The organism is Janthinobacterium glycogeni (assembly GCF_051380725.1).
In the GTDB taxonomy this organism is placed as follows: Bacteria; Pseudomonadota; Gammaproteobacteria; order Burkholderiales; family Burkholderiaceae_D; genus Janthinobacterium.
On the sequence record NZ_JBNYXP010000002.1, the window covers coordinates 152,067 to 175,718 of the forward strand.

At 65.2% G+C, this 23,652-nt stretch carries 17 protein-coding genes; 8 read left to right on the forward strand and 9 right to left on the reverse strand.

Going from position 1 to position 23,652, the window contains the following annotated elements:
- Positions 1-61: 61 nt before the first annotated feature.
- The gene (locus ACQ4W4_RS06260) at positions 62-2,533 is read left to right on the forward strand and encodes a TonB-dependent siderophore receptor (protein ID WP_436541229.1); all 2,472 of its coding nucleotides are present in this window, start codon (positions 62-64) and stop codon (positions 2,531-2,533) included.
- Here ACQ4W4_RS06260 and ACQ4W4_RS06265 read toward each other — a convergent pair whose 3' ends face one another.
- Positions 2,534-3,613 (reverse strand): alginate lyase family protein, encoded by a 1,080-nt coding sequence (locus ACQ4W4_RS06265; protein WP_436541230.1) that lies wholly within the window; start codon positions 3,611-3,613, stop codon positions 2,534-2,536.
- Positions 3,610-4,611 carry a gamma-glutamyl-gamma-aminobutyrate hydrolase family protein gene (locus tag ACQ4W4_RS06270; protein WP_436541231.1) on the reverse strand — a complete coding sequence of 334 codons (1,002 nt, stop codon included), beginning with the start codon at positions 4,609-4,611 and terminating at the stop codon, positions 3,610-3,612. The genes ACQ4W4_RS06265 and ACQ4W4_RS06270 overlap by 4 nt, the downstream gene beginning before the upstream one ends.
- 218 nt (positions 4,612-4,829) lie before the next feature.
- Between ACQ4W4_RS06270 and ACQ4W4_RS06275 the strand changes: the two genes are divergently transcribed.
- Genes ACQ4W4_RS06275 through ACQ4W4_RS06285 form a run of 3 tightly spaced genes read left to right on the forward strand, consistent with a single transcriptional unit; the run spans position 4,830 to position 6,701 of the window.
- Entirely contained in the window at positions 4,830-5,138 is a 309-nt protein-coding gene (locus ACQ4W4_RS06275) for a hypothetical protein (protein WP_243136064.1), read from the forward strand.
- Positions 5,135-6,172 carry a 4-hydroxy-tetrahydrodipicolinate synthase gene (gene dapA, locus ACQ4W4_RS06280; RefSeq protein WP_436541232.1) on the forward strand — a complete coding sequence of 346 codons (1,038 nt, stop codon included), beginning with the start codon at positions 5,135-5,137 and terminating at the stop codon, positions 6,170-6,172. Before ACQ4W4_RS06275 ends, dapA begins: the two co-directional genes overlap by 4 nt.
- Positions 6,173-6,182: 10 nt before the next feature.
- The gene (locus tag ACQ4W4_RS06285) at positions 6,183-6,701 is read left to right on the forward strand and encodes a P-loop NTPase family protein (protein WP_436541233.1); all 519 of its coding nucleotides are present in this window, start codon (positions 6,183-6,185) and stop codon (positions 6,699-6,701) included.
- A 139-nt stretch (positions 6,702-6,840) separates the two neighbouring features.
- Here ACQ4W4_RS06285 and ACQ4W4_RS06290 read toward each other — a convergent pair whose 3' ends face one another.
- The 7 genes from ACQ4W4_RS06290 to kdpF form a co-directional block, all read right to left on the reverse strand.
- Entirely contained in the window at positions 6,841-7,590 is a 750-nt protein-coding gene (locus ACQ4W4_RS06290) for a TorF family putative porin (RefSeq protein ID WP_436541234.1), read from the reverse strand.
- A gap of 130 nt (positions 7,591-7,720) precedes the next feature.
- Complete coding sequence (gene kdpE, locus ACQ4W4_RS06295; RefSeq protein WP_034746496.1) at positions 7,721-8,419, reverse strand: two-component system response regulator KdpE; 699 nt, start codon at positions 8,417-8,419, stop codon at positions 7,721-7,723.
- Positions 8,416-11,157, reverse strand: a complete 2,742-nt coding sequence (locus ACQ4W4_RS06300) for a DUF4118 domain-containing protein (RefSeq protein WP_436541235.1) — start codon at positions 11,155-11,157, stop codon at positions 8,416-8,418. Before ACQ4W4_RS06300 ends, kdpE begins: the two co-directional genes overlap by 4 nt.
- Before the next feature lie 76 nt (positions 11,158-11,233).
- Positions 11,234-11,809 (reverse strand): potassium-transporting ATPase subunit KdpC, encoded by a 576-nt coding sequence (gene kdpC, locus ACQ4W4_RS06305; protein ID WP_436541236.1) that lies wholly within the window; start codon positions 11,807-11,809, stop codon positions 11,234-11,236.
- Positions 11,810-11,819: 10 nt separating this feature from the next.
- On the reverse strand, positions 11,820-13,898 hold the full coding sequence (kdpB, locus tag ACQ4W4_RS06310; protein WP_251350246.1) for a potassium-transporting ATPase subunit KdpB: 2,079 nt from the start codon (positions 13,896-13,898) through the stop codon (positions 11,820-11,822).
- Positions 13,899-13,907: 9 nt separating this feature from the next.
- Positions 13,908-15,713 carry a potassium-transporting ATPase subunit KdpA gene (gene kdpA, locus ACQ4W4_RS06315; RefSeq protein ID WP_436541237.1) on the reverse strand — a complete coding sequence of 602 codons (1,806 nt, stop codon included), beginning with the start codon at positions 15,711-15,713 and terminating at the stop codon, positions 13,908-13,910.
- Entirely contained in the window at positions 15,713-15,802 is a 90-nt protein-coding gene (kdpF, locus tag ACQ4W4_RS06320) for a K(+)-transporting ATPase subunit F (protein WP_034746483.1), read from the reverse strand. Before kdpF ends, kdpA begins: the two co-directional genes overlap by 1 nt.
- Positions 15,803-16,264: 462 nt before the next feature.
- Here kdpF and ACQ4W4_RS06325 point away from each other — a divergent pair, with 462 nt between their 5' ends.
- The 4 genes from ACQ4W4_RS06325 (at position 16,265) to ACQ4W4_RS06340 (ending at position 23,648) form a co-directional block, all read left to right on the forward strand.
- The gene (locus ACQ4W4_RS06325) at positions 16,265-18,262 is read left to right on the forward strand and encodes a DNA topoisomerase IV subunit B (protein WP_436541238.1); all 1,998 of its coding nucleotides are present in this window, start codon (positions 16,265-16,267) and stop codon (positions 18,260-18,262) included.
- On the forward strand, positions 18,262-19,971 hold the full coding sequence (locus tag ACQ4W4_RS06330) for a molecular chaperone HscC (RefSeq protein WP_436541239.1): 1,710 nt from the start codon (positions 18,262-18,264) through the stop codon (positions 19,969-19,971). The genes ACQ4W4_RS06325 and ACQ4W4_RS06330 overlap by 1 nt, the downstream gene beginning before the upstream one ends.
- The gene (locus ACQ4W4_RS06335; RefSeq protein WP_436541240.1) at positions 19,968-21,686 is read left to right on the forward strand and encodes a hypothetical protein; all 1,719 of its coding nucleotides are present in this window, start codon (positions 19,968-19,970) and stop codon (positions 21,684-21,686) included. The genes ACQ4W4_RS06330 and ACQ4W4_RS06335 overlap by 4 nt, the downstream gene beginning before the upstream one ends.
- Before the next feature lie 75 nt (positions 21,687-21,761).
- Positions 21,762-23,648 carry a hypothetical protein gene (locus ACQ4W4_RS06340; protein WP_436541241.1) on the forward strand — a complete coding sequence of 629 codons (1,887 nt, stop codon included), beginning with the start codon at positions 21,762-21,764 and terminating at the stop codon, positions 23,646-23,648.
- Positions 23,649-23,652 lie beyond the last annotated feature (4 nt).

Genomic DNA, 23,652 nt, shown 5'->3' on the forward strand with positions numbered 1-23,652 from the left:
GCTCGCGTGACCTGGAAGATAGGCAGTCTCCATCTTGCGCATCCACGAAAGGCTTTATTCCATGCACCACGCTTCGCGTTCCCTCCTTACCCGTACCGTTCTGGCCTGCGCCCTGGCGCAGATCGGCATGGCCCTGGCCCTGCCGGCATCCGCCCAGGCGCAAAGCCGGCAAGTGCGCAGCTACAGCATCCCCGCAGGTTCCTTGGGCGACGTGCTGACGCGCTTCGGCAGCGACAGCGCCATTTTGTTGTCGTTCTCCAGCGATACCACGCAAGGCTTGCGCAGCGCCGGCCTGCAAGGCAGCTACAGCCTGCACGATGGCTTCCGCGTGCTGCTGGCCGGCAGCGGCTTGCAAGCCGTGCCGCAATCGAATGGCGGCTACCTGCTGCAAAATATCCCCGCCGGCGCAACTACTCCCACGGCGGACAGCCGCGGCATGGCCGTCATGAGCGGCGTCACCGTGGTAGCGTCGGCCGAGCGCAGCGCCGCCACCAGCGGCACGGGCAGCTATACGGGCGGCCCCGCCAGTGGCGCCACGGGCCTGGCCCTGAGCCAGCGCGAAACGCCGCAGTCGCTGACCATCGTCACGCGCCAGCAGATGGATGACCAGAACAGCAACGCCGTCTCCGACGTCATGAAGAACGTCAATGGCGTGAGCGTGCAAAACTACGACAGCGACCGCTGGAGCTTCCAGGCGCGCGGCTTTGCCGTCACCAATTTCCAGTACGACGGCGTGTCGGCCATCTATGACGGCGTCTACGACTGGGGCACGACCAACAGCGACATGGCCATCTACGACCGCATCGAAGTGCTGAAGGGCGCGACGGGCCTGATGAGCGGCTCGGGCGACCCATCGGCCACCGTCAACATGGTGCGCAAGCGCCCCACAGCCCACTTCGAGGGTTCGGCCACCCTGGGCGCGGGATCGTGGGACAATTACCGGGGCGAAGCCGATGTCTCCGGTCCCCTGAACGACAGCCACACGGTGCGCGGCCGCCTGGTCGGCGCCTACCAGGACAAACACTCCTACTTGGACCGCTACACGCAGCAGAAATCCGTCGCCTACGGCATCGTCGAGGCGGACCTGACACCCGTGACCCTGCTGACGGCCGGCTTCACGTACCAGGACTACAAGCCGCGCGGCTCGACCTGGACGGGCTTCCCCGTGCTGCTGGCCGACGGTTCGCGCACGGATTTCCCCACCGCGTGGAATCCCGCCACCGGCTGGAGCCGCCGCGACATGCAGAACACCACGCTGTTCTCATCGCTCGAACATACGTTCGCCAACGCGTGGAAACTGACACTGAGCGCCAACCAGCTGCGCAGCAAGCATGACAGCGTGCTCGGTTCGGCCAGCGGCGGCAATCCCGACCCCGTCACGGGCGAAGGCGCCTATTTCTTCATGGGTAAATACAAGGGCGACCGCCACCAGACCACCGTCAACGTCGACGCCAGCGGGCCGTTTACCGCCTTCGGCCGCCGCCATGAAGCGATGCTCGGCTATTCCCATTCCAGCGCGAAGCAGGACGGCCCCGTCTACGAATCGGTCTACCCACCCGTCGAAGGCAGCTATTTCGACTGGCGCGGCCAGTATGCGGAACCCGCATTTAGCCGCCTGGGCAACGACAACGACAGCACGCGCCAGAGCGGCCTGTATGGCGCCGTGCGCCTGCATCCGGCCGATGCGCTGTCCGTCATCGTCGGCGCACGCGTGAGCAACTACAGGCAGGAGCAGGACCGCAGCTTCTTCGACCCCAAGACCGCACGCATCACCTCGCGCATCGAGGAAAGCAACGTCATCACGCCGTATGCGGGCGTCGTGTATGACCTCGACAAGACGTATTCCCTCTTCGGCAGCTATACGAGCATCTTCGCTCCGCAGAGCAACCGCGACGTGAACCGTCGGTTTCTGTCGCCCGTGCGCGGCAAAGGTATCGAGGCAGGCGTGAAAGCCGAATACCTCGATGGCAAGGTCAATGCCAGCGCGTCCCTGTTCCAGATCCGCCAGAGCAACGTGGCCAGCTCCGTGGGTGAAGTCAACGGCGAGGAAGCGTATCAAGCCATCGACGGCGTCACCAGCCGCGGCGTGGAAATGGAAGTGACGGGTGAAGTGATGAAGGATGTGAAGCTGAGCGCCGGCTATACCTACACCCACGTGCGCGACGCGGATGGCAAGGATGTCTTTTCCACCATGCTGCAAACCACGCAGCCTGCACACCTGGTGCGCGTGCAAGGCTCGTGGCGCCTGCCGGCCAGCCTGGACAAGCTGACCGTCGGTGGCGGCATCAACTGGCAAAGCAGCTACTACGGCAATATCTGGAACCCCGCCATCGAGGATTATTCACGCATCAAGCAGGGCGGCTACGCGCTGCTCAACCTGATGGCCCGCTACGAGATCAGCAAGAACGTCACGGCCAGCCTGAACGTCAACAACCTGCTGGACAAGAAGTACTTCACGGGCCTGGGCCTGTTCCAGACGGGCTTTTACGGCGAACCGCGCAATGTGATGTTCACCGTGCGCACGAAGTTTTAATCAGCTTCCATACAGCGCCAGCGCCCAGGCTGGCGGGCGCAATTCCAGCGCCAGCGGCAGGTAAGCGGGATCGAAGCGCGCCGCCAGCAGATACACATTGGCGGCGCCCTTGGTCTCCCAGTTCCCCGTAAAGCCCTTTTCACCGGCCGCCACGCGCTTGCGGTCGAAGGGCACGGCGCTTTTCGCGAACTCTTCGTGCGTCTTTTTGCCCTGCGCATACGGCGCCAGCCAGGCCAGCGCCTCGGCCAGGCGCCGCGCTTCCGGCGCGCCATACCAGTCGTCGCCATGCGCCTGCGCCATCAGGGCCGTCGTCAGCAGCGGCTCCAGGCTGTAGGTGGTGTAATGCAGGGCGTCGCGCTGCTCGAAGTCGAAGGGCACGCCGCCGGCGCCGATATTGCGCGGCACGTGCGCCAGGAAGCGTTCCTTCGCCCGCGCGACCAGCAGGGCGTCGCCCGTGACATACGCGGCGGCCGTGCCGATCTTGATGCGGTGGCTGTGCCAGTTGTTGCGCGCCGTGGACGGGCCTCCCACCTTGATCGGATCGCTCAGATACCCCTGCGCCAGGGTGCGGCAAAACGCCTGCACCTGATCGCGCTCGACGCCGTTCAAGCGCTCCTGTACCAAATCAAAACCCATCAGCAGGCTGGCCAGCTCCGTCTCGTCGACAGGGCTGAACGAGGGCTGATAGCTGCCGCTCCAGGCCAGCAGCAGCTGGCGCGCCGCCTCGAAATGCGGCATCTCGCCCGACAGCCGCCAGGCCAGCGCCTGCAAGCGCGCCTGGCGCCAGTCTTCCTGCGCCTGCTGGCTGGTCTCGCGCCCGCCCTCTCCCTTCAGCAAGCCGCCCGTGCGCACTTCCGCCATCAGGTGCACGGGCCGCGCCGCGTCCTTGCGTGCCGCCTTGACCACCTGTTCCGCGATGGCCGGCGCCACCCGCGCCTTGAGCGTGCGGGCGCGCGCGGCGGACGTCAGCGCAAACGGCAGCGCACCTTCATGCGGGCGCGGTGCCGCGCGCAAGCCCGCCAGGGGCAGCGCCAGCAGGCCGGCCAGCACGGCGCGCCGGCGGATCAGGTGCGTACTCAAAACCGCGTCTCCCGCGCCGCGCGCAAAAAGTTATCGAGGATGGGCGTGCAATCGAGCAGCTCGACGCCGCCCGCCGAATGGAATTCCGGGTGCCACTGCAAACCCATGACGAAGCGCGCCCGCTGGTAGCGGATGGCCTCGACGATATTGTCCCCTTGCGAATACGCTTCCACGGTGACGTCGCGCCCCAGGTCCTTGACCGACTGGTGGTGGATGGAATTGACGAGCGCCTCGCCCGTCTTCGGGAACATGCCCGCCAGGGACGAGCCTTTCGGGAAGACGATGGTATGGCGGTGGCGATCATACAGGTCGTTGACGTGGGAGGCCGCGCCTGCCACGTCCGAGGCGATGTCCTGGTACAGGGTGCCGCCAAAGCCCACGTTGATCAGTTGGCAGCCGCGGCAAATGCCCAGCACGGGTTTACCCGCGTCGACGAATTCGTGCAGCAGTTCCAGCTCGTACAGGTCGCGCGCGCGGTCGCCGTTCCATTCGGGCCGCGTGGCCGCCTCGGAATACGTTTGCGGCGAGACGTCGGCGCCACCCTGCAGCACCAGGCCGTCCAGATGGCGCGCATAGTGGCGCAGGGTGATGTTGCTCGGGTGTAGCTGGCCGCTGGTATTGACCGTCGGGATCATGAACACGAGCACGTCGCGCGACATGACCCACTGGGCGATCGACTCTTCCAGGTATTGCAGGTTCTTGCTGCGCAGGCCAGTGGCGCCCGGCTCCGGATGGAAAATGCGCGCCGAGATGCCGATGCGCAGGGTGCGCCGCATGAAATCGCGGCTGGCCTTGTCGCGCATGGAACGGTAGCGCGACGAGATCACCCGCCAGGCCAGCGCCAGCGGTGTATCGTTATCCTTCAGGTAGCGGGGGGCGGCGTCGTGCGCGCGGTGCTCATCGTCGGGCGCCCGGCGGCCTACCCGGTCGGGCCGGGACGGCGCTGGCGCTGCGGGATCGGTGGATGGGGGCTGCTGGGGATCTTTTTCGTCTGACATGGCAAGGCTGACTGAAAGCGGAGACGTTTTCAATATAAACCCCTGCTTCCGAAAGCACGATTCAATTTTGTAACAAAAGCCCACGCGCGGGGTATCTGCGCAACACACTCGCGCCGCATGCATACAGCCCGTTTACGCCGGGGGCCCCGCTTTTTAGAGAATCTTTACGCCCCCGCTGCTAATCTTGAACGTACCTCAACCACCGCTGCAAAGCCACCATGGAACCCCATTCACGCCTGCAAACGCATCAAGCGCATCAAGCACTGCCCCACCGCCATCCCCGCCTGCCCACCTTCCTCATGCACATCACGGTCGACAAGTCCTGCCTGGCCGAGCTGCGCCAGCTGGTCGTCAGAACCTGCGGCGGCATGCTGTCGTTCATGCGCGTCGAGGCGGTCGACCATGCCGAACGCATGAAGGTCTGGCTGTGCGTGACGGAACCGGCCCTGCGTCTGACCATGGATGCCGTCATGCGCCTGCTGCCGGCGGCGGAATTTGGCCGTATCAGCCAGGGGAAATCGCTATGAACCAGTATTCCTGCGAGCAGGCGATGTCGTCATCGCGCATCACCGCGCACTTCCAGGGCATCTGGGTGCCGATGGTCACGCCATTTTGCGACGGCGATGGCGACATCGACTTCGACGCGGCCCAGCAGCTCGCGTGCGAATTGGCCGCCAGCGGCATCGATGGCCTGGTGGTGTGCGGCACCACGGGCGAAGCGGCCATGCTGAGCGCCGCCGAACAGACCATGCTGCTCGACAGCGTGCTCGAAGCCGTCGGCCCCCGCTTCCCCGTCGTCATGGGTGTCGGCGGCAGCGATACGCGCAGCGTCGTCGCCGCCGTGCAGCACTACAACGACCATCCGCTGGCCGGCTTGCTGGTCTCGGCGCCCGCGTATGTGCGCCCGTCGCAGGACGGCATCGTGCGCCACTTCCAGGCCATCGCCGCCGCCACCGACCAGTCCATCGTGCTGTACAACGTGCCGGCGCGCACAGGCGTCAACATCGAACCGCAGACGGCCGCCCTGCTGGCGCGCGACTCGCACTTCGTCGCCATCAAGGAAGCGGGCGGCAAGCTGCAGCAGCTGGGCGAACTGCTGCTCGACACCCGCCTGGACGTGCTGTGCGGCGACGACGCGCTGCTGCTGGCCAGCCTGTCCATGGGCGGCCACGGCGCCATGTCGGCCGCCGCCCAGGTGCGCCCCGACCTGTATGCGCAGCTGTACCACCTCGTCAGGCAGGGCCGCCACGGCGCCGCCGGCGCCCTGTTCAAGACCATGCTGCCCGTCATCCGCCTGCTGTTTGCCGAACCCAATCCCGCTCCCGTCAAGGCGGCGCTGGCCATGCAGGGCAAGGTGCGCGACGCATTGCGCCTGCCGATGACGCCGATGTCGGCCGCCGGCCAGGACAAGCTGGCCGAAGCACTCGAACCCTTGATGGAACTGCCCGTCTGGGCAGCCAGCGACAGGGATGCGCCGCGCGAAGGCTGTCTGCTGCAGCTGGTCTCCCCCGCCAACATCATGCCAGCCGTGCGCCAAGATGATCATCGCCATCACGGATGAACGCGGGGGGATGGAGAAATCCATCCTGGCCGGGCGGCTGGCCGCCTCGCGCGCGCTGGCCGGACGCAAGGTATTGCTGCTCGATGCCGATCCGCGCCAGGGCGCCATGGCGCAGGCCAGGAACCTGCATGACGGCGCCATGCACGGCAGCCTGACGCGGCCGCGCCTGATGGCGCGCGCCATCAGCGCCAAGGGCTTGCAGCCGGAGCTGGAGCACCTGGTACACTGCTATCACGACATCGTCATCGACAGCGAAGGCCGCGATTCCATGGGCAGCCGTTCGGCCCTGATCGCCGCGCGCGTGCTGGTGGTGCCGCTCGACGGCGTCGTCGACGGCGCCGCGCAGGCGGACCTGGCGCGCCGCATCGCGCACGCGCGCAGCGTCAATCCGGGCCTGCGCGTCCTGCTGGCAACGGACGCGCAAGCAGCGCCCGCCCATGCGCTGGCGGCGCAGATTCCGGCCGCCCGCGTGGTCGGCTTCGGACAACTGTATTGTGCCGTCTTCGACAACCCTCACCGCGCAGCATAGCTCTCGATAGCCGGGGTCAGACCCGACGGGGAAGCGCGCCCCAATGGGACGTGCTCCGATCACGCAGTGACTGACCCCGTTTTTAGCGAGAAAAAAAGGCGGCGCATGCGCCGCCTCTCCTTTCAGTCAACTCAGTCCATTAGAACGTCTTGCTGACCGTCAGCTGCAGCGCCGTCTTGCCCATGAATTTGCCATTCACGGGTGAGGCATACGCTGCCTTGCCCGCGTTCGTGCCGATCACGGCCAGCGCGCCCGAAACAAAGCCGAAATCGCGCGTGACGCCCACTTTCCAGTCCGTGTAGCTCGACGCATCGTTGTTCCTGACCTTCTGATGGCCCGCGTGCAGGTTGCCGGTCCAGCCGTTCGTCAGGTCGATATTCGCGCCGATATCGAGGTAGCCGCTGTTCTTGCTGTTGACGATGCCGAACAGGTTGGAGACGGCGTGCGAATACTTGACGTAGGCGGGGCCATACGACAGCTGACCGTAGACTTCCTGCGTATCCGCGTCGGCCAGGCCGGCGATGTGCTTCAAGCCGTTGTCCGCGTACACATAGGCGAGCACGCCCACGTCATAGCCGACATCGCCGCCCAACTGGCCGCGCTTGCCCGCATACAGATCCACTTCCACGTCGCCGCTGCCGCCCGCATCCTTGGTCCACTTGATGGTGGAAGCCCAGGCGCCCGCATACAGGCCCGTCGGGTTGTGGATGTAATCGACGCCGCCCTGCAGCGCCGGTTTCAAGCGCGTCTGCGAAATGCCGCGATAACGGTAGTCGGACACGCCGGCCACGTTGAAACTGACTTCATTGTCGGGCTTGGCCTCGTCCGCGTGGGCCAGGCTGCCCGTAAAGGCGGTCGCGACGGCAAGTGCAAGTAGCATTTTATTCATGGTTTTTTCTTCTTCATGGGTGGTATGGGCCTTTGCCAACATGGCGCAGCTGGCCCGCCGCTGCAAAAAAAAGGTAAAGCGTCCCCCTGGCGCGCGCGGCGCCTGTTTTCCAACAGGGGATGGACAGGTGTTAGAGCGGCAGCAGCAGCCGGTAGCCGACGGCCGTTTCCGTCAGCAGGTACTGCGGCTGGGCCGGGTCGGCTTCCAGCTTCTGGCGCAGGTGGCCCATGTAGATGCGCAGGTAGTGACCGTTTTCGCTGTTCGACGGCCCCCACACTTCACGCAACAGCTGGGGATTGGTGACCACCCTGCCCGCGTTTTTCACCAGCACCGACAGCAAGCGGAATTCCGTCGGCGTCATGTGCACCAGCTGCTTGTTACGCGTCACCAGGCGATCCTTCAGGTCGACGCGCACGTCGCCGAACTGCACCACGCCATCGTCGCTGGCGGCTGGCTGGCGCTGGCGGCGCAGGGTGGCGCGCACGCGGGCCAGCAGTTCGCCCACGCCGAACGGTTTGGTCAGGTAGTCGTCGGCGCCCGCGTCGAGCGCGCGGATCTTGTCCTGCTCGTCGACCCGCGCCGACAGCACGATGATGGGGACGGCCGACCATTTGCGGATGTCGGCGATGAAATCGATGCCGTCGCCGTCGGGCAAACCGAGGTCCAGCACGATCAGGTCGGGCCGGCGCGTGCCCGCGTCGATCAAACCCCGTTGCATGGTGGCCGATTCGAAAATCTGCCAGCCCTCGTCTTCCAGCGCGGCGCGCACGAAGCGGCGGATTTGCGGTTCATCCTCGACCAGCAAGGCGGTGGCGGAAGGTTCGTTCATATTGGTTTTCCTGTTTCAAAGTCGTTCGCGTCTTCGAGCTCGATCTCCGGCGGCGCCGGGGGCGTACCCAGCGGCAGGCTGAAGACGATGGCGGCGCCCTGTCCCGGCGTGTGCGGCTGCGCGTGGATGGTGCCGCCGTGGGCTTCGACGATGGCGCGGCAAATGGCCAGCCCCAGGCCGACGCCCGGCAGGTTCGATTCGCGCTCGCCGCGCGTGAATTTTTCAAAGATGGCTTCTTCGCGGCCGGGCGGCAGGCCCGGGCCGTCATCCGCCACCGTCACCTGCAGGAACTGGCCGTGCACCCCGGCCGAAACCGTGATGGTGCTGCCCGGCGGCGTGTACTTGGCCGCGTTTTCCAGCAGGTTGCACAGCACGCGCTCGATCAGCACGGCGTCGTAGCGCACCAGCGGCAAGTCCGGCGCCAGCTGCGTCTGCACGGCATGCTGCAGCAATTGCGGGCCGCTGGCGCGCAGCGCGCTGCCCACCACTTCCTCCAGCGCCTGCCATTGCAGGTTCAGGCGCACCTGGCCGCTCTCGATGCGCGCCATGTCCAGCAAGTTCGCCACCAGGGCGCTCATGCGCACGGTTTCGGACTGCAGCGAGCGCGCCATGTCCAGCTGCGCGGGCGACAGCGCGGGCCGCGACAAGGCCAGCGATTCGGCCAGGCCCACCAGCGACGTCAAGGGCGTGCGCAAGTCATGCGACAGGGCCGCCAGCAGCGAATTGCGCAGCCGCTCGGACTCCATCTGCAGCAGCGCCCCCTGGGCCACGTCGATGTAGTGCACGCGCTCGAGCGCGATGGCCGCCAGGGCGGCAAAGGTATCGAGGTGCTGCCGCTGTTCCGGCACCAGCAGCCAGCGCCCCCGCTGCGCGCCATCGAGCGGCAGCAGCGCCAGCACGCCCCGCGTGCGCATGGGCGCGATCAGCGGCAGGTAGAAAATGGGCGATGCCGGCAAGGTATCGGTCCCCGTCCCCGCCGCCTGCGCATGGTCGAAAGCCCACTGCGCGATGCCGATGTCGAGCGCTTCGCCGCCATTCGAGGCCTGCAAGCTGCCCTCGTCATCGGGCAGCAGCAAGGTGGCGCGCGCGCGGAAAGCCCGTTCGATGGCGCTTTTCGTGATGTCGAAAATCTGCTCCGTCTGCAGCACGCCGGACAGTTCGCGCGAAAATTCATACAGGGCGCGGGCGCGCGCCTCGCGGTGCGAGGCCACGCGCGCCTGGAAGCGCAGACCGGCCGTCAGGTGGCCCGTGATCAGTCCCACGGCCAGCATCACGCCAAACGTGATCACATACTGGAAATCGCCCACGGCAAACGAGAAACGCGGCGGCACGAAGATGAAATCGAAGCTGGCCACGCCCACCAGGCTGGCCAATGCCGCCGGCCCGCGCCCCAGGCGCACGGCCAGCAGCACCACCGTCAGCAAGGACAGCATGGCGATGTTGGCCAGGTCCAGGTAGGGCTGCAATGGGACCGAGGCGAGGGCCGTGCCCAGGCTGGCCCCGGCCGCCAGGATGTAGCGCCAATGGCGCGGGGGCCGGCGCGGCGCGTCCGCGTCGTCGCCCGCCGCGCGCCGGGGCGCCGCATCGGCAGGCGGCAAGCCCACCTCGATCAGATCGATATCGGGCGCCAGGCTGGCCATGCGTGCGGCCGGCGGCGCCTGCCACAGGCGCGCCAGCGCACCGCCACTGCCACGCCCCACGATGACTTTCGAGATATTCGCGCCGCGCGCATACTCGACCACGGCGCCGGCGATGTCGGCGGACGGCACAATGGCCGTGCGCGCGCCCAGATCCTGCGCCAGTTTCAGGGTTTTCAGGATGCGTTCGCGCTGGCTCGCCGGCAGGCGCTGCAAACGCGGCGTTTCCACGTACAGCGCGTGCCATTCCGCGTTCAGCTGGCTGGCCAGGCGCGCCGTGCTGCGGATCACGTGCTCGCCACCCGCGTGCGGTCCCACGCAGGCCAGCAGCGCGGCGCCCGTCTTCCACACGGGATTGATCGATTTCTCGACGCGGTAGGCTTGCACGTCGTCCTGCACCCGGTCCGCCGTGCGGCGCAAGGCCAGTTCGCGCAGGGCGATCAGGTTCCCCTTGCGGAAAAAATGCTGCGATGCCCGCTCGGCCTGCAGCGGCTGATACACCTTGCCCTGCTTCAGGCGGCGCAGCAGTTCGTCGGCGGGGATATCGACCAGCACCACTTCATCAGCTCGGTCGAACACGGTGTCGGGCAGGGTCTCTGCGACGCGCACGCCGGTGATCCCCCCCACCACGTCGTTCAGGCTTTCCAGGTGCTGCACGTTGACAGTCGACAGCACGTCGATGCCGGCCGCCAGCAACTCCTCGACATCCTGCCAGCGCTTCGGATGGCGCGAACCGGCCACATTCGAATGGGCCAGTTCATCCATCAGTATCAGCGCCGGCGCGCGCCGCAGCGCTTCGTCCAGGTCGAACTCGTACAAGGTCTTGCCCCGGTACTCGATGGCCTTCAGGGGCAGCACGGGCAAGCCGTCAAGCTGGGCCGCCGTATCCTGGCGCCCATGCGTCTCCACCACGCCCACCAGCAAGTCCTGGCCGTCGGCCAGCAATTTGCGGGCGGCCGCCAGCATCGCGTAAGTCTTGCCGACGCCGGCCGAGGCGCCGAAATAGATGCGCAGCCGGCCGCGCGCGGCTTTCTTTTCCTGCGCCTGCACTTGCGCCAGCAGGGCATCAGGGTCGGGGCGTTGGCTGTCGTTGGGGAGCATGGGCATCTTTTAATTGTCGATTAGCCCAAGAACAAGGGCTGGGGTCAGACCCGACGGGTCTGACCCCGATATCATCTTACTTCGCGGCTGCATCCAACGCCAGATTCAATTCCAGCACATTCACGCGCGGTTCGCCAAAAAAGCCGATATACGCGGTTTTCTGCACCTTGGCGATGGCGTTTTCCACCTGCGCCAGCGGCACGGCGCGCACGCGGGCCACGCGCGGCGCCTGGTACAGGGCGCCCGCCAGGCTGATTTCCGGGTCCAGGCCGCTGCTCGACGCCGTCACCAGGTCGACGGGGATCGGGTTGCGGTTGCCCGGATCGGCAGCCTGCAGGGCGGCGATGCGCGCCTTGACGGCGTCCACCAGGGCCGGATTGGTCGGTCCCTGGTTCGAACCGCCCGAACCGGCGCCGTTATTGGCCATCGGCGCGGTGGCCGATGGACGGCCCCAGAAATACTTGGGCGAGGTGAAGGACTGGCCGATCAGCATCGAGCCGACGGGCTTGCCCCCACGCTCGACGATGCTGCCGTTGACTTCATCGTTGAAGGCCAGCTGTCCGATGCCGGCCGTGGCAAACGGATAGACGACGCCGCAGATCACGGTCAGCGCGGCAAACAGGACCAGGGCGGGACGTACGATAGTGCTCATGATGGTTCCTTTAGACTAAATTGAGGGCGGACAGCAGCATGTCGATCAGCTTGATCCCGATGAAGGGCAGGACGATGCCGCCCAGGCCGTAGATCAGCAGGTTGCGGCGCAACAGGCTGGCCGCGCCGATGGCCCGGTATTGCACGCCTTTCAGCGCCAATGGAATCAGCACGACGATGATCAGGGCATTGAAGATCACGGCCGACATGATGGCCGAGGCGGGGCTGGCCAGGTGCATGATGTCGAGCGCCTTCAACTGCGGATAGGTGCCCACGAAGGCGGCCGGGATGATGGCGAAGTACTTGGCGATGTCGTTCGAGATCGAGAACGTCGTCAGCGAACCGCGCGTCATCAGCATCTGCTTGCCGATTTCAACGATTTCCAGCAGCTTGGTCGGATTCGAATCGAGGTCGACCATATTGCCCGCCTCCTTGGCCGCCTGCGTGCCCGAGTTCATGGCCACGGCCACGTCGGCCTGCGCCAGCGCGGGAGCGTCATTGGTGCCGTCGCCCGTCATCGCCACCAGGCGGCCTTCGGACTGGTAGCTGCGAATCAGTTTCAGCTTGTCTTCCGGCGTCGCTTCGGCGAGGAAATCGTCCACGCCCGCCTCGGCGGCAATCGCCGCTGCCGTCAGCTTGTTGTCGCCCGTGATCATGACGGTCTTGATGCCCATGCGGCGCAATTCCGCGAAGCGCTCCTTGATGCCGCCCTTGACGATATCCTTCAATTCCACGGCGCCCATGACGCGGCCATCGTCGACCACCACCAGCGGCGTGCTGCCGCGGCGCGCGATGTCGTCGACGGCGCGTCCCACCTCGGCCGGATACGGCTGGCCCAGCGCTTCCACGTACTTCTTCATGGAGTCGGCCGCGCCCTTGCGCAGCTGGCGCACCTGCTGCTCGCCCGGAATGTCCACGCCACTCATGCGGGTCTGCGCCGTGAAGGGCACAAAGGTGGCGTGCAGGCTGGCCATCTCGCGTTCGCGGATATTGAACTTCTGCTTGGCCAGCACGACGATGCTGCGCCCTTCGGGCGTTTCATCGGCCAGCGAGGCCAGTTGCGCCGCATCGGCCAGCTGCTGCTCCGTCACGCCGGGCGCCGGCACGAAGCTCGACGCCTGGCGGTTGCCCAGGGTGATGGTGCCCGTTTTATCGAGCAGCAGCACGTCCACGTCGCCTGCCGCTTCCACGGCGCGGCCCGAGGTGGCGATCACGTTCGCCTGCATCATGCGGCTCATGCCGGCCACGCCGATGGCGGACAGCAAACCGCCGATGGTGGTCGGAATCAGGCACACGAGCAGCGCGATCAGCACCGTGATCGTCACCGGCGTGCCGCTGCCGGCCGCCGCCACGGAAAACAGCGAATACGGCAGCAGGGTCACGGTGACGATCAGGAAGACGATCGACAGAGCCACGAGCAGGATCGTCAGGGCGATCTCGTTCGGCGTCTTCTGGCGCTTGGCGCCTTCGACCATGGCGATCATGCGGTCGATGAAGGCTTCGCCGGGGTTGACGGAAACGCGCACCAGCAGCCAGTCCGACAGCACGCGGGTGCCGCCCGTCACGGCGGAAAAGTCGCCGCCCGATTCGCGGATGACGGGCGCCGATTCGCCCGTGATGGCGCTTTCGTCGACGGAGGCCACGCCGGCCGTCACTTCGCCGTCGGCGGGAATCACGTCACCCGCTTCGACCAGCACCGTCATGCCCTTGCGCAGGTCGGTCGCCGGCGTGGGCAGCCAGGAGGTGCCGTATTTCGGCGTCTGCATTTTCTTTGCCATCACCGTCTGCTTCAGGGCGCGCAGCGAGGCCGCCTGCGCCTTGCTGCGGCCTTCGGCCAGCGCTTCGGCAAAGTTCGCGAACAGCACGGTAAACCACAGCCACACGGCGACGGCGACGATGAAGCCGAACGGCGCTTCACCCTGGCCGTTCAGGGCCTGGATGGCCAGCAGGGTCGTGATGATGCTGCCGACATAGACGACGAACATCACGGGGCTGCGCCACTGCGTGCGGGGGTCGAGTTTTTTGAACGCATCGACGACGGCGGGGCCAATCAGTGCGGAATCGAACAAAGTCAGGCTTGTGCGTGACATGGTAGCCTCTTATTTGATGAAAAGTTGCAGGTGTTCGACGATCGGGCCCAGGGCCAGCGCGGGAACGTAATTCAATACACCGACCAGCACGACGACGCCGATCAGCAGGCCGATGAACATGGGGCCGTGCGTGGGCATGGTGCCGGCGTTGGCCGACAGGCGCTGCTTGGCCGCAAGCGAACCGGCCACCGCCAGCACGGGCACGATCACGCCGAAGCGGCCGAACCACATGGCGATCGCCAGCATCACGTTGTAGAACGGCGTGTTGGCGGACAGGCCGGCGAACGCGCTGCCGTTGTTGTTGGCGGCCGACGTGAAGGCGTACAGGATCTCGGAGAAACCGTGCGCACCCGGATTGGCCACGCCGATCTTGCCCGGTTCGACCATCACGGCGATCGCCGTGCCCGTCAACACGAGGGCTGGCGTAATCAGGATGGCCAGCGACACCATCTTCATTTCATAGGCCTGGATTTTCTTGCCCAGGTATTCAGGGGTGCGGCCGATCATCAGGCCGGCGATGAAGACGGCCAGGATGGCGAACATCAGCATGCCGTACAGGCCCGTGCCCACGCCGCCGAAGATCACTTCGCCGAATTGCATCAGCAGCAGCGGCACCATGCCGCCCAGGGGCATGTAGGAGTCGTGCATGGAATTGACGGCGCCGCACGATGCGGCCGTCGTCACCGCCGCGAACAGGGTCGAGGAGCTGATGCCGAAGCGTGTTTCCTTGCCTTCCATATTGCCGCCCGATTGCAGGCTGCTGGCCTGCTGGTCCACGCCCAGTGCCTGCAAGGCGGGGCTGGCTTGCTGCTCGGCGCTCATCACGCCGGCCGTCATGACGACAAAGATCAGGGTCATCGCGGCCAGCACGGCCCAGCCCTGGCGCAGGTCACCCACCATGCGGCCGAAGGTGAAGCACAGGCCGGCGGGAATGATGAAGATGGCCAGCATCTGCAGGAAGTTCGACAGCACGGTCGGGTTTTCGTACGGGTGCGAGGAATTGGCATTGAAGAAGCCGCCGCCATTCGTGCCCAGCAGCTTGATCGACTCCTGCGACGCGACGGGGCCCATGGCGATCGTCTGCGTCGTCGCCATTTGTGCTTCCATCACGGGTTTGCCGGCGGCGTCCAGCACTGGCTGGCCGTCGGCCGTCGTTTTCGGCGTTTCATACGCCACGTGGTCGAGCAGGGTCACTTCCTTGTAGGCGGAAAAATTCTGGATCATGCCTTCGCCCATGAAGACGACGGACAGGGCCAGCGACAGCGGCAGCAGGATGTACAGGGTCGAGCGCACCAGGTCGACCCAGAAATTGCCGATCGATTTGCCCGAACGCGAGGCGAAGCCGCGCACCAGCGCGAAGATCACGGCGATGCCGGTGGCCGCCGAAAAGAAATTCTGGCAGGCCATGCCCAGCATCTGGGTCAGATAACTCATGGTCTGTTCGCCGCCGTAGCCCTGCCAGTTGGTATTGGCGACGAAGCTGACGGTGGTATTGAACGAGGAATCGGGGCTGACGGCGCCCAGACCCTGGGGATTGAGTGGCAAAAAGCCCTGCAGGCGCTGCAGGCCGTAGACGAAGACGGCGCCCACGGTATTGAAGACGATCAGGGCGATGGCATAGCTTTTCCACCCCATGGCCTTGTCGGCGGGAAGGCCGGACCAGCGGTACAGCAGGTTTTCCAGCTTTTGCAGCCAGCCCAGGCCGCGTACGGGGCCATCGCCGGCCACCCTGGCCATGTACAGGCCCAGCGGATAGCCGGCGGCCAGCAGGACGGCCAGGAAGGCCACCAACAACAGTATCGATTGCGTCGTCATCACAGTTCCTCCGCCTTCAGCAGCGCCACCAGCAAATACACGAGCAGGCCGGCCGAGACGACGGCGCCCAGCACATAAAACGCGTTCATTTGACGCTCCCTAATTTGTCGCAGGCGACGGCAAAGCCGGCCGCCAGGACGAAAAACACGGCAATCAAGCCGAGATACACGAGATCCATTCCCACCCTCATTCAGGTTTGTTTTGATAGTGAGCAGATTAGCCAAAAGGGTCTAAAAAATTCGTAAAGACTGGGAAGGCAGCTGTAAACAAGATGTAAAAAAGGCGGCTTTACCGCATAAAATCCATCACAATTGGCGAAAAACCACGCGCGCGGCGCACTGTTGTTGCCTTGGAGTAGCGCTATTGCTCGCCGGACAAGATAGAATGCGCGAGCGTCCGCACAAGGACGCCAAGCCTGCCGCACTGCCCTCCCCCAGTGACGCTGGACGGGATATACTGTATATTCATACAGTTATCGCCGCCGCTGTCATTGCGCCCGCAGTGCCCTGGCCTGGCGTTCCAACCACTGTCTTTACTTAGCTTGAACACGTATGGCCACTAAAAAACCAGCATCCGACTACAGCGAATCATCCATCCGTGTCCTGAAAGGACTGGAACCCGTCAAGCAGCGCCCGGGGATGTACACCCGCACTGAAAATCCGCTGCACATCATTCAGGAAGTGATCGACAATGCCTCCGACGAGGCGCTGGGCGGTCATTGCACGCATATCGCCGTGACGCAGAACACGGATGGCAGCATCACCGTCGAAGACAATGGCCGCGGCATTCCCGTCGGCCTGCACCCGGAAGAAGGCGTGCCGACGGTGGAAATCGTGTTTACGCGGCTGCACGCGGGCGGCAAGTTCGACAAGGGTTCGGGCGGCGCCTACGCGTTCTCGGGCGGCTTGCACGGCGTCGGCGTGTCCGTCACCAATGCGCTGTCGACGCGCCTGGAAATCACCGTCTGGCGCAAGGAAAGCGACGGCAACGGCTTGCACCACATGGTGTTTGCGAACGGCGACGTGATCGAGCCCCTGAGTTCCCGCCCCGCCCCGCGCGACGGCAAAAAATCCGGCACGCGCGTCACGGCCTGGCCCGATGCAAAATACTTTGATTCGCCCAACATCTCGCAGGCGGAACTGCAACGCCTGCTGCGCTCGAAAGCCGTGCTGCTGCCGGGCGTGACCGTCACGCTGACCAACGCGAAGACGGGCGATACGCAGACCTGGCAGTACGCCGAAGGCTTGCGCGGCTACCTGACCGAAACGCTGGCGCAGGTATCGAATGGCGAAACCCTGATTCCCCTGTTCGAAGGCGCGCAATACGCTGGTCCGGACTCGGAAGGCTTTGCCGAAGGCGAAGGCGCGGCCTGGGTCGTGGCGTGGACGGAAGAAGGCGCCATCGTGCGCGAATCGTATGTCAACCTGATCCCCACCTCGAATGGCGGCACGCACGAATCGGGCTTGCGCGACGGCCTGTTCGGCGCCGTGAAAAATTTCGTCGAAATGCACTCGCTGCTGCCCAAAGGCGTCAAATTGCTGCCGGAAGACGTGTTCGCGCGCGCTTCCTTCGTGCTGTCGGCCAAGGTGCTGGACCCGCAATTCCAGGGCCAGATCAAGGAACGCCTGAACTCGCGCGACGCCGTGCGCCTCGTCTCGACCTTCACCAAGCCGCCGCTGGAACTGTGGCTGAACCAGCACGTCGATTACGGCAAGAAGCTGGCCGAGCTCGTGATCAAGCAGGCGCAGTCGCGCCAGCGTTCGCTGCAAAAAGTGGAAAAGAAAAAATCCTCGGGCGTGGCCGTGTTGCCCGGCAAGCTGACCGACTGTGAATCGTCGGACATCGCGCGCAATGAACTGTTCCTCGTCGAGGGCGACTCGGCGGGCGGTTCGGCCAAGATGGGCCGCGACAAGGAATTCCAGGCGATTCTGCCCCTGCGCGGCAAGGTCTTGAACTCGTGGGAAACGGACCGCGACCGCCTGTTCGCCAATAACGAGATCCACGACATCGCCGTGGCCATCGGCGTCGATCCGCACAGCGTGGGCGACTCGCCCGACCTGTCAGGTCTGCGCTACGGCAAGATCTGCATCCTGTCGGATGCGGACGTAGACGGCTCGCACATCCAGGTACTGCTGCTGACCCTGTTCTTCAAGCACTTCCCGGCGCTGATCAACAAGGGCCACATCTGCATCGCCCGTCCGCCTTTGTACCGCGTGGACGCGCCGGCGCGCGGCAAGAAGCCGATGCAGAAAATCTATGCGCTTGACGACGGCGAACTGCTGGCCATCGAGGACAAGCTGCGCAAGGAAGGCGTGAAACAGGGCGCCTGGTCGATTTCGCGCTTCAAGGGCCTGGGCGAGATGAATGCCGAGCAGCTGTGGGAAACGACGATGAACCCGGACACGCGCCGCCTGCTGCCCGTGACCCTGGGCGAAGTCGACCACATGGCCTCGGCATCCCGCTTCAATATGTTGATGGGCAAGGGCGAAGCGGCAGGACGCCGCGCCTGGATCGAGGAACACGGCAATGAGGCGGAGGCGGATATCTGATGATCATCGGCATTGACCTGGGCACCACCAACAGCCTGGTCGCCATCTGGCGCGACGGCAAGGCTTCCATTATCCCGAATGCGCTCGGCGAACACCTGACGCCGTCGTGCGTGAGCATCGATGACGACGGCACCGTGCTGGTGGGCCGCGCGGCGCGCGAACGCCTGCAGACGCACCCGCAACTGACGGCGGCCATCTTCAAGCGCTACATGGGCAGCGAAAAGAAGATCACCCTCGGCACGCAGCAGTTCCGCCCGGAAGAACTGTCATCGATGGTGCTGCGCGCGCTGAAGGAAGATGCCGAAGCCTTTTTGGGCCACAAGGTCGAGGAAGCCATCATCACCGTGCCCGCGTATTTCAGCGATGCGCAACGCAAGGCCACGCGCATCGCCGGCCAGCTGGCGGGCTTGCGCGTCGAGCGCCTGCTGAACGAACCGACGGCCGCCGCGCTGGCCTACGGCATCCGCGACAAGGAACAGGAAAGCAAATTCCTCGTCTTCGACCTGGGCGGCGGCACCTTCGACGTGTCGATCCTGGAACTGTTCGAAGGCGTGATGGAAGTGCGCGCCTCGGCCGGCGACAATTTTCTGGGCGGCGAAGACTTCGTCACCGTGCTGGTCGACGCTTTCATGGAAGGCAGCGGCCTGCGCGACGCCGTCGGCAGCCGCCTGCTCGACCCGCGCCAGCAGCAGCTGCTGCGCGACGAGGCCGAGCGCGTCAAGCGGTTGCTGTCGGACCAGCCGTCCGTGCGCATGGCCACGCGCTACCAGGAAAGGGAATACAGCTGGGAGATCGGCGAAGACAGGCTGGCGCAGCTGTGCGAGCCCCTGCTGGCCCGTTTGCGCCTGCCCGTGGAACGGGCGCTGCGCGACGCCACCATCCGCGCCGCGGAATTGAATGAAGTGGTGCTGGCCGGCGGCGCCACGCGCATGCCGCTGGTGCGCAAACTCGTCTCGCGCATGTTCGGCCGCTTCCCCGCCATCCACCTGGACCCGGACGAAGCCGTGGCGCTGGGCGCCGCCGTGCAGGCGGGTCTGAAGATGCGCGACTCCGCTCTCGACGAAGTGGTCATGACGGACGTGGCGCCGTATTCGCTGGGCATTTCGATTTCGCGCCAGGTCGGCGCGAACCAGTACGAAGGCGGACATTACCTGCCCATCATCGAGCGCAACTCCGTAGTGCCCGTCTCGCGCACGGAAAACATCACCACCATCTACGACAACCAGAAGGAAATCAACGTGGCGATCTTCCAGGGCGAGTCGCGCCTGGTGGCCGACAACGTCTTCCTGGGCAAGATCAGCTTCCCGATACCCGCGAAAAAGGCGGGCGAGATCGGCATCGACGTGCGCTTCACCTACGACGTCAGCGGCGTGCTGGAAGCGGAAGTGACGGTGCTGGCCACGCAGGAACGCCACAAGATGATCATCAGCGACAACGCGGGCGTGATGACGCCGGAACAGATCGAACAGCGCTTTGCGGAACTGGCCGACCTGAAGATCCACCCGCGCGAGCAGATGGAAAACCGCACCCTCGTCACGCGCGCCGACCGCCTGTACGAACAGTCGCTGGGCGACGTGCGCCAGTACCTGGCGGCACACACGGCCAATTTCCAGGCCGCGCTGGAAACGCAGGATCCGAACACCATCCGGCAAGCGCGTACGGCGTTTGCGGAGGTGCTCAAGGAAATAGAAAGTGACAGTTTCCTGTGACCGGTAGCGATACGCTGAGCATCTGGAATGTCCTGGGCATCGCCGAGACGGACAATGAACGCGACATCAAGCGCGCCTATGCGCGCCAGTTAAAGCTGAACCGTCCTGAGGACGGTGCGGAAGCCTTCCAGCGCCTGCGCGACGCCTATGATTATGCGCTGCGCATTGCCGCGCACGGCCAAGAACGGCAGGTGCCTAAAGCATCAGCCACTCCGGCCACGGCGCCCGCGCCTGTCCCGCTGGTAGCTGGCAAGATCGACTTTGGCAAACCGCTGCCGGCGGCATTGCCTGCCACGACAGCCGATCCCCGGAAAGAGGCGCAGACCCTGTGGCGGGAATGGCTGGCCTCCGGCAACGGCATCAAGCTGTCGACGCTGGAAAAGCGCGAAGCGATGACCCACCTCGCCGTGCGTGAGGAATTTGAACTCCTGGCTCTGCGCTACTGCGCCACTGCCGCGTGCCATGACGCCACCCGTGGCCAGTTCATCGAGCACTATCAGTGGGATCAGCGGCTGCCGCAACTGCACAAAATGGATGCGGAAGCGGCACGCGGCTTGGTCGGGCGCCACAATGCGACGGCTTCACTGGTTTATTTGCGCCGCAGCGGAGAGTACGGCGCATGCCTCGATCTGCTGCTGGCCGCACCACCGGCATCCGCATTCTGCCTGCACGATGTGCGACTGACGCGAACCCTGCTGGCGCTCATCGAGGGCATACGCGCCCATCATGGCGACCTGCTGACCTACAAGATCGATCCCGCGTCGATCACCTGGTGGGAGCGCAAGGCGCGCGCCAAAAATTACTTCGGCGGTACCGCCATACGTTCCGCGGTAGCCGGCCTCGCCATCTACGGACTCGCGCTGTTCATGCATGAGCGCTGGGGTTTCTTCGCCATCGACTCGTTTTACTCGATTTTCTTCGTGCTGTCACAGCTGCTATCCTTCTCGGCATGCGCCGCGTTCGCCTTTTACCGCCCTACCGCGCTGCTCGATCGGATGACGCAGTTCAGGCAGCAGCACTTCGGCGTCTACCTGCAGTACCGGCATCGGCATCTGTGGCAATTCGGCTGGGTGTATGCCTATGCCGGGCTATCGCTGCTGCTGTTTGTCAGCCATCCATCGCCAATGCTGGTCTCCGGCGCCACGCTCCTGCTTGCCGTCTGCGCGCTAGTGGCCGTATTTGCTTCCTCGGCGCACTTCAAGCTGCGCGCCTATCTGCTCTTGCTACCGATTGCCTCGCTGCTGGCCTGGATGATGCGGGAAACCGCCTTCGACGCCTTTTCTACCGGCGCCTGTTTTGCTTTCAGCCTGTGCCTACTGATACTGTTGGCGCGCGGCGGCGCGCAACTGTATCCAGCCCTGGGCTTGCCAAAGGCGTGGCACCACCGCTTGCGCATCACCTGGCTGCTGGGTGGCACCCTGCTGTTTTTTGTCGCAGCGGCGGGCGTGCTGCCGGCCGGCCTGGCTCCGGCGCTGGCCTGGATGTGGTGCCTGGCCGGTGTGCCGCTGTACGCATTCACCATGCCCAGCATTTCCCGCCATCTGGTATGGCCGGCCCTGCTGCTGGCCAAGATCACGCTGGTATCGAGTACGTCCTTTTTTGCCAATTTGCCCGATGCCCGCCTGATGCTGCCGGAAGCCCTGCTGCCACTCATCGCCATGGTAATCTTGGCCAATCTGTTCTATGAAAACCAGCAAGAAAATGTCCATGCCTGAACGCGCGCCCATGCCCAAGCCGGCCACTACACCCGACCTGCCCCGTCCCGGGAGCGACCGCTGATGGACGGTGGCATGCATGGCGCTGAGCGCAGCCTGTGGACCATCCTGGAGACGCCACCGACGGGCGACGAGCGCGCCATCAAGCGCGCCTACGCGAAGCGCCTGAAGGTGACGCGGCCCGAGGATGATCCGGCCGCCTTCCAGGAACTACGCGACGCGTATGAATATGCGCTGCGCCATGCGCCGCGCTTTGCCGCGGAGCTGGCGCAATCGGCCCCGATGGATCGGCCCTCCGATCCTGCTGCCGGCTTGCAGGCAGACGCCGGCCTGACGGAACCGACGCCGGTGCTGGCGGACGAGGTCCAGGCGGAAGCGCCGGTAGCCGAACTGTGGGGCGTGATCGCCGAAGCAGGGCAGGAGAATCAGGAAGCGCAGGAAACGCCAACGGAGCTGTGGGGAGTCCCCGACGAAGCGGCGCGGGTACGCGCACGGCCGCCGGAACTATGGGGCGTGGTCGCCATCGATCCCGTCCAGGAAGGCGCCAGCCTGTGGCAGGCTTTCATGGAGCAGTCACGGCGCCGCAACGGGGCCGCCCTGCTGACTGGCTTCCTCGAGCGCGAGGAATTGCTGAACCTCGACGTGCGCGAGGAATTCGAGCTGTGCGCGCTGCGCTATTGCGCCAGCGCCGGCTATGACCTGGCGCTGCGCCAGGCCCTGTTCGAGCAACTGGGCTGGGACCACGACTTTTCCTATCTGGCGCGCAGCCATGCGGACCTGGTGCGCAGCGCCGTGCAGCGCTACCGGGCCGACCGTTCGTTCGCCCATTTCAGCGACAACCGCGACAGCTACCCCGGCCTGGACTGCATCATGTCGCAGCAGCCGCCGTCGGCCTACGCGCGCCAGCTGTTCGACCAAAAATTCACGCTGCAGCTGCGCGAGCTGCTGCATGCGATACGCTGGCAGCATGGCGAAATGCTGGCCTACAAGCTCGATACGGACCTGTTCGAGCAGTGGGAACACGCCGTCCATGCGAAGCGCTACTTCAAGCAGACGGCGCTCGCGTCGGGCGGCCTGGGCTTCGTGCTGCACTTCATGCTTGCGGGCGTGCTCGATGCGGCCGGCTTCAAGCTCGGCGACGCGGCCGCCTATGCCAGCCTGCTCGGTTTCCAGGCACTCGCCTTTGGCCTGCTGGCCATGCATGCCTTGCGCTGGCCGGCGCCCCTGTTCGCTCGGCTCGACTCGTTGCAGGAAGCGCTGCAGGACCGCCTGCCCGTGCTGTGGCAGCGGCCCGGCTTGCGGCAACTGGGCTGGATCGCGCCCTACCTCACGCTGGCCCTGCTGCTGTTCCTGCCCGAACGCAGCGACACCGTGCGCCTCGTCACTGCGGCCGGCTTGTGCGCGTCGGCCCTGCTCGCCTATGCGATGAACCGCCAGCTGCTGCATGGCATGCTGCTGTTCCTGGTCCTGGGCATGTCGCTGTTCGCCGCCATGTTCATGAGCGGCAAGGGCCAGTCGGCGCTGGCCGTCGGTGACGCCATGCCGATGATGTTTTGCCTGGCGGCCCTGGCTCTGCGCAGCGCCACCGGCCTGTATGGCGATTGCGGCTGGCCGGAGGCGCTCTTGCCCCGCCTGCGCGCGGCATGGCTGATCGGCTGCGCGGGCTTGCTGTCGTTGCTGTATATGCAGCAGCTGCCGGCCGCCCTCTTGGGCGCCGCGCTGTATGCCTGGTCGTGTGCCGGCTTGCTGTTTTCTCCCACCGATTTCAAATGGAAGACGATCTGGCCGGTGGTGCTGGTGCCGTCCATCGCCACTTTCGTGCTGGCCGGCCATGCCCCGGCCATCCGCGCCATGCCGATGATGCATAACGGCGTCGAACTGGCCCTGGCCGTGCTGTATCTCACCCTGCGCTATATGTATCAGACTTACCGGCTGTCGTCAGCCAAACCCGGGCTGTCATAATCAG